Source organism: Microbacterium sp. Bi128 (genome assembly GCF_918698205.1).
In genome coordinates this window covers 1-4,038 of the sequence record NZ_CAKKMM010000398.1, presented here as the reverse complement: position 1 = coordinate 4,038, position 4,038 = coordinate 1, and the positions used below count along the sequence as shown (strand labels likewise).

The 4,038-nt window shown below is 66.7% G+C and carries 4 protein-coding genes; 2 read left to right on the top strand and 2 right to left on the bottom strand.

Going from position 1 to position 4,038, the window contains the following annotated elements:
* Nucleotides 1-1,155: tRNA guanosine(34) transglycosylase Tgt (gene tgt / locus LQV45_RS19785; protein ID WP_230008473.1), on the top strand; the 1,155-nt coding region annotated here is incomplete at its 5' end.
* Nucleotides 1,156-1,319: 164 nt separating this feature from the next.
* On the opposite strand, the gene LQV45_RS19780 is transcribed toward tgt, so the two are convergent.
* Nucleotides 1,320-2,339: a sugar phosphate isomerase/epimerase gene (locus LQV45_RS19780; protein ID WP_230008472.1), complete on the bottom strand. Its 1,020-nt coding sequence runs from the start codon at nucleotides 2,337-2,339 to the stop codon at nucleotides 1,320-1,322.
* Nucleotides 2,336-3,514 (bottom strand): Gfo/Idh/MocA family protein, encoded by a 1,179-nt coding sequence (locus LQV45_RS19775; RefSeq protein WP_230008471.1) that lies wholly within the window; start codon nucleotides 3,512-3,514, stop codon nucleotides 2,336-2,338. The genes LQV45_RS19780 and LQV45_RS19775 overlap by 4 nt, the downstream gene beginning before the upstream one ends.
* Before the next feature lie 153 nt (nucleotides 3,515-3,667).
* On the opposite strand from LQV45_RS19775, the gene LQV45_RS19770 reads away from it, so the two are divergent.
* The coding region (locus LQV45_RS19770) for a LacI family DNA-binding transcriptional regulator (protein WP_230008470.1) at nucleotides 3,668-4,038 on the top strand (371 nt) is incomplete at its 3' end.

The following is a 4,038-nucleotide window of genomic DNA, read 5'->3' as shown; positions in this document are numbered from 1 at the left end:
CGGACCGGCACCATCGCCACCCCGCACGGGGAGATCCAGACCCCGGCGTTCATCGCCGTCGGCACCAAGGCCACGGTCAAGTCCGTGCTGCCGGAATCCATTGCCGAACTCGGCGCGCAGGCGGTGCTGGCCAACGCCTACCACCTGTACCTGCAGCCGGGCGCGGACATCCTGGACGAGGCCGGTGGCCTGGGTGCGTTCATGAACTGGCGCGGTCCGACGTTCACCGATTCCGGCGGTTTCCAGGTGATGAGCCTGGGCTCGGGGTTCAAGAAGGTCATCGACATGAAATCGGTGGACCATTCGGGGCCGGACGACGCCGTCGCCCCCGGCAAAGAACGCCTGGCCCACGTGGACGAGGAAGGCGTGTGGTTCAAGAGCCATCTCAACGGCGACCGGCACCGCTTCAGCCCCGAGATCTCCATGAACGTCCAGCACCAGATCGGCGCGGACATCATGTTCGCGTTCGACGAGCTCACCACGCTGCAGAACTCCCGCGGCTACCAGGAGGAGTCCCTGGAGCGGACCCGGCGCTGGGCCGAGCGGTGCATCACCGAGCACTTCCGGCTCACGGACGAGCGCGCCGGCAAGCCCTACCAGGCCCTGTTCGGGGTGATCCAGGGCGCCCAGTACGAGGACCTGCGCCGTAAGGCCTGCCGCGACCTCGGCGCCATGAACTTCGACGGCTTCGGGATCGGCGGGGCGCTGGAGAAAGAGAACCTCGGCACGATCGTGCGCTGGTGCAACGATGAGCTGCCGGAGAACAAGCCGCGGCACCTGCTGGGCATCTCCGAACCGGACGACATCTTCACGGCCATTGAAAACGGGGCGGACACTTTCGACTGCGTCTCCCCCACCCGGGTGGCCCGCAACTCGGCGTTCTACCACCCCACCGGCCGGTACAACCTCTCCGGCGCCAAGTACAAACGCGACTTCGGCCCGCTGCAGGAAGGCTGCGACTGCTACGCCTGCCTGAACTATTCGCGGGCCTACATCCATCACCTGTTCAAGGCCAAGGAGATGGTCTCGGCCACCCTGATCTCGATCCACAACGAGCGCTTCGTGGTGAAGATGGTCGACGACGCCCGGCTCGCCATCGAGGCCGGCAACTTCTTCGAGTTCAAGGCCGAGACCCTGGCGAACTACTACTCCTAGGTCGCCCCGGCGTCGAAGGCGTCCCCGGCGTCGGTGTCGCCCCGGCGTCGGTGCGGCCCGGCGTCGAGGTCGCCGGAACCATGCGAGATCGCCGGAAGTTTCCGGCGACCCCGCAGCGGTCCGGCGACTCGGCGGCAGAACTCGGGTGCCGGGCCGTCAGGCCGTCAGTTGGTGAGGTGCAGCGACGCCGCGAGTGCCGAGTCGGCGTCCCGCAGGACCTTGACCGCCACCTGGAGGCCCTCGATCCGGCCCAGGGAGACGTCCTCGTGCTCGATGTTGACCAGCATCTCCGGGTCCACCTCGTAGAGCGCGCGCAGGAACTCGGTCCAGTAGGCCGTGTCGTGCCCGCGGCCCAGGGCAACGAAGTCCCAGGCGGAGTCCTTGGGCCATTCGTTGGCCCACTCGTCGCCGCCGAGGTTGGTGCGGTTTTCGTCCGGGGAGAGCCGCCGGAAGCTGTTGTCGAGGACACCGTAGAGCGCTGCGTTCGCGGTATTGATGCGGACGTCCTTCGCCGCGGCCTGGAAGACCAGCGGGCCGAGTTCGCGGACCACCGCGACCGGATCCATCTGCTGCCAGAACAGGTGCGAGGCGTCCAGCTCGACGCCGACATGGGTCGCGCCGGTAAGCTCAATGAGCTTGTGGACATCGGCGGTGTTGAACACGATGTTCTGCGGGTGCAGCTCGAGGGCCACCTTCACGCCATGGTCGGCAGCCAGGCGGTCGGTTTCCTTCCAGAAGTCGGCCGCGATGCCCCATTGGTAGTCGAGCACGTCCAGGGCCGCCGAGTTCCAGGCGTTGACCACCCAGTTGACCGTGGTGGCCCCGGGTTCGCCGCCGGGCAGGCCAGACATGGTCACCACACGGTCCTGTCCCAGCCGCTGCGCCAGCCGGATGGAGCGGCGGATGTCCTCGGCATGCTTCCCGCCGATCTCACGTTTGGGGTGCAGCGGGTTGCCATTGCAGTTCAGGCCGGCAATCGAGACACCGGTGCCCTCGAAAATCGCGAGGTAGTCATCGCGGGCCGCATCGCTTTCCAGGATCTGGTCCATGGTGGGGACGTGAACGGCCGGCAGGAACCCGCCCGTGTTGATTTCGATGCCGGTCAGTCCGAGGTTGGCGATGACCTTGAGGGCCTCGGGAAGGGGCCGGTCGTGCAGGATTGCGTTGTAGACGCCGAGTTTCATAGCGTGATTTTCTTTCCGTTGTTGAGGGCGGATTCGGTGACTGCGCCGAGCAGCTCCATGTTGCGCACGCCCTCGTCGAACGTGGCGCAGCGGGGCAGGGAGTCCGCCTCGCTGAGGCCGGCGACCTCCTCGAGGAAGGCCCGGGCCTGGTAGCCGAACGCGTCGTTCTGGCCGAAGCCGACGCTGGGCGCGTCCATGGCCAGCCCGCCCGCGATGTAGGGGTGTCCGGGGCCGAGGATCACCTGGCGGTAGCCGTTTTCGTTGGCCGGGCCGTCGTTGAGGAACAGCTCGATCTCCGCGGGGCGGCGCTGGTCGAACCGGGCGGCGCCGTTCTCGCAGAAGACCTCGAAGATGAGGCTGTTCGCGTGCCCTGCGGCGACCCGGGAGACCTCGAAGCCGCCTGCACCGTTCTCGAATTCGGCGGAAAACACCGCGTAGTCGTCGTTCTCGACCGGCTCAAACGTGTCGCTGACCGCGGCGTGGTCGTGGCCCATGACGGCGCCCAGCGGCAGCGGGCGCTTGTCGATCACGGTGCTGAGGCGTCCGCCGCTGATGGACTTGATGTCGCCGCAGAGGAACTCAGCGACGTACGTCAGGTGGCTGCCGACGTCGGCCAGGGCGCCGGAGCCCGGGCCGCCCTTGTAGCGCCAGCTCATGGGCGCCGACGGGCTGAACCCGTAGTCGGTCCAGTAGCGGCCGCTGAAGTGCAGGACGTTCCCCAGCACGCCGGTGCGGATGAGGTCCCGGATGTAGGCGATGCCCGGCGTGCGGCGGAAGGTAAACCCGATGCGGGCAATCGAACTGGCACTGCGGGCCGCCTCGGCCATGGCGCGGGCGTCCTCGATTGAGTCGCTCAGCGGCTTCTCGCACAGCACATGCTTGCCGGCGGCCAGCAGGCCCTCCACGACCTCGCGGTGGAGGGAGTTCGCGATCACGACGCTCACGACGTCGATGTCGTCGGCCTCGGCGATCGCCTGCCACGAGGTGTCGTGGCGATCGTAGCCGAAACGCTTCGCGGCCAGGGAACCGAACTCGGCGTTGACGTCGCCGATGGAGACCAGCCGGATAGGAGGAAGAACCGGGCTGTAGAGCGCCGACGCCGTGCGGTACGCGGCCGCATGCGCTTTTCCTGCCATTCCGGCGCCGATTACGGCAACTCCCAAACTGTCAGCCATCGATTTCTCCTTTGAAATTCGGTCAGGCCGACGGCCCGACGGTAGAAATTGGAGCGCTACAAAATCTAGCGCTGAACAAAAGCGTAACTATGTGCATATGTCCTGTCAATGGTTGACCGGTTATCCTCGGATGAGACGTGAAAGGCCCTGCAGATGTCGTTGAATGCCCCCAGAACCCGCCGCCCGACGATCTACGACGTCGCCAAGAGCGCCGGCGTCTCCCCGTCACTGGTCTCGCTCGTGCTTCAAAACCCGTCAAAGGTCAGCGAGAAGCGTCGGGCGGCCGTCCGGGCGGCCATGTCGGAGCTCGGTTACCGCCCCAGCCGGGCGGCGACCACGCTCGCCAGCAGCCAGACGAAAAGCATCGGGCTGGTCATTGACGACTTCCGGAACCCCTGGTTCGTGGACCTCCTGCGCGGCATGGAATCCGTGTTCTCCCCCCACGGCTACCAGGTCACCCTCGCCGATTCCCGCCCCGGCGAGAACCGCATCACGGAGGCCGTGGACGGCCTGCTGTCCATGAA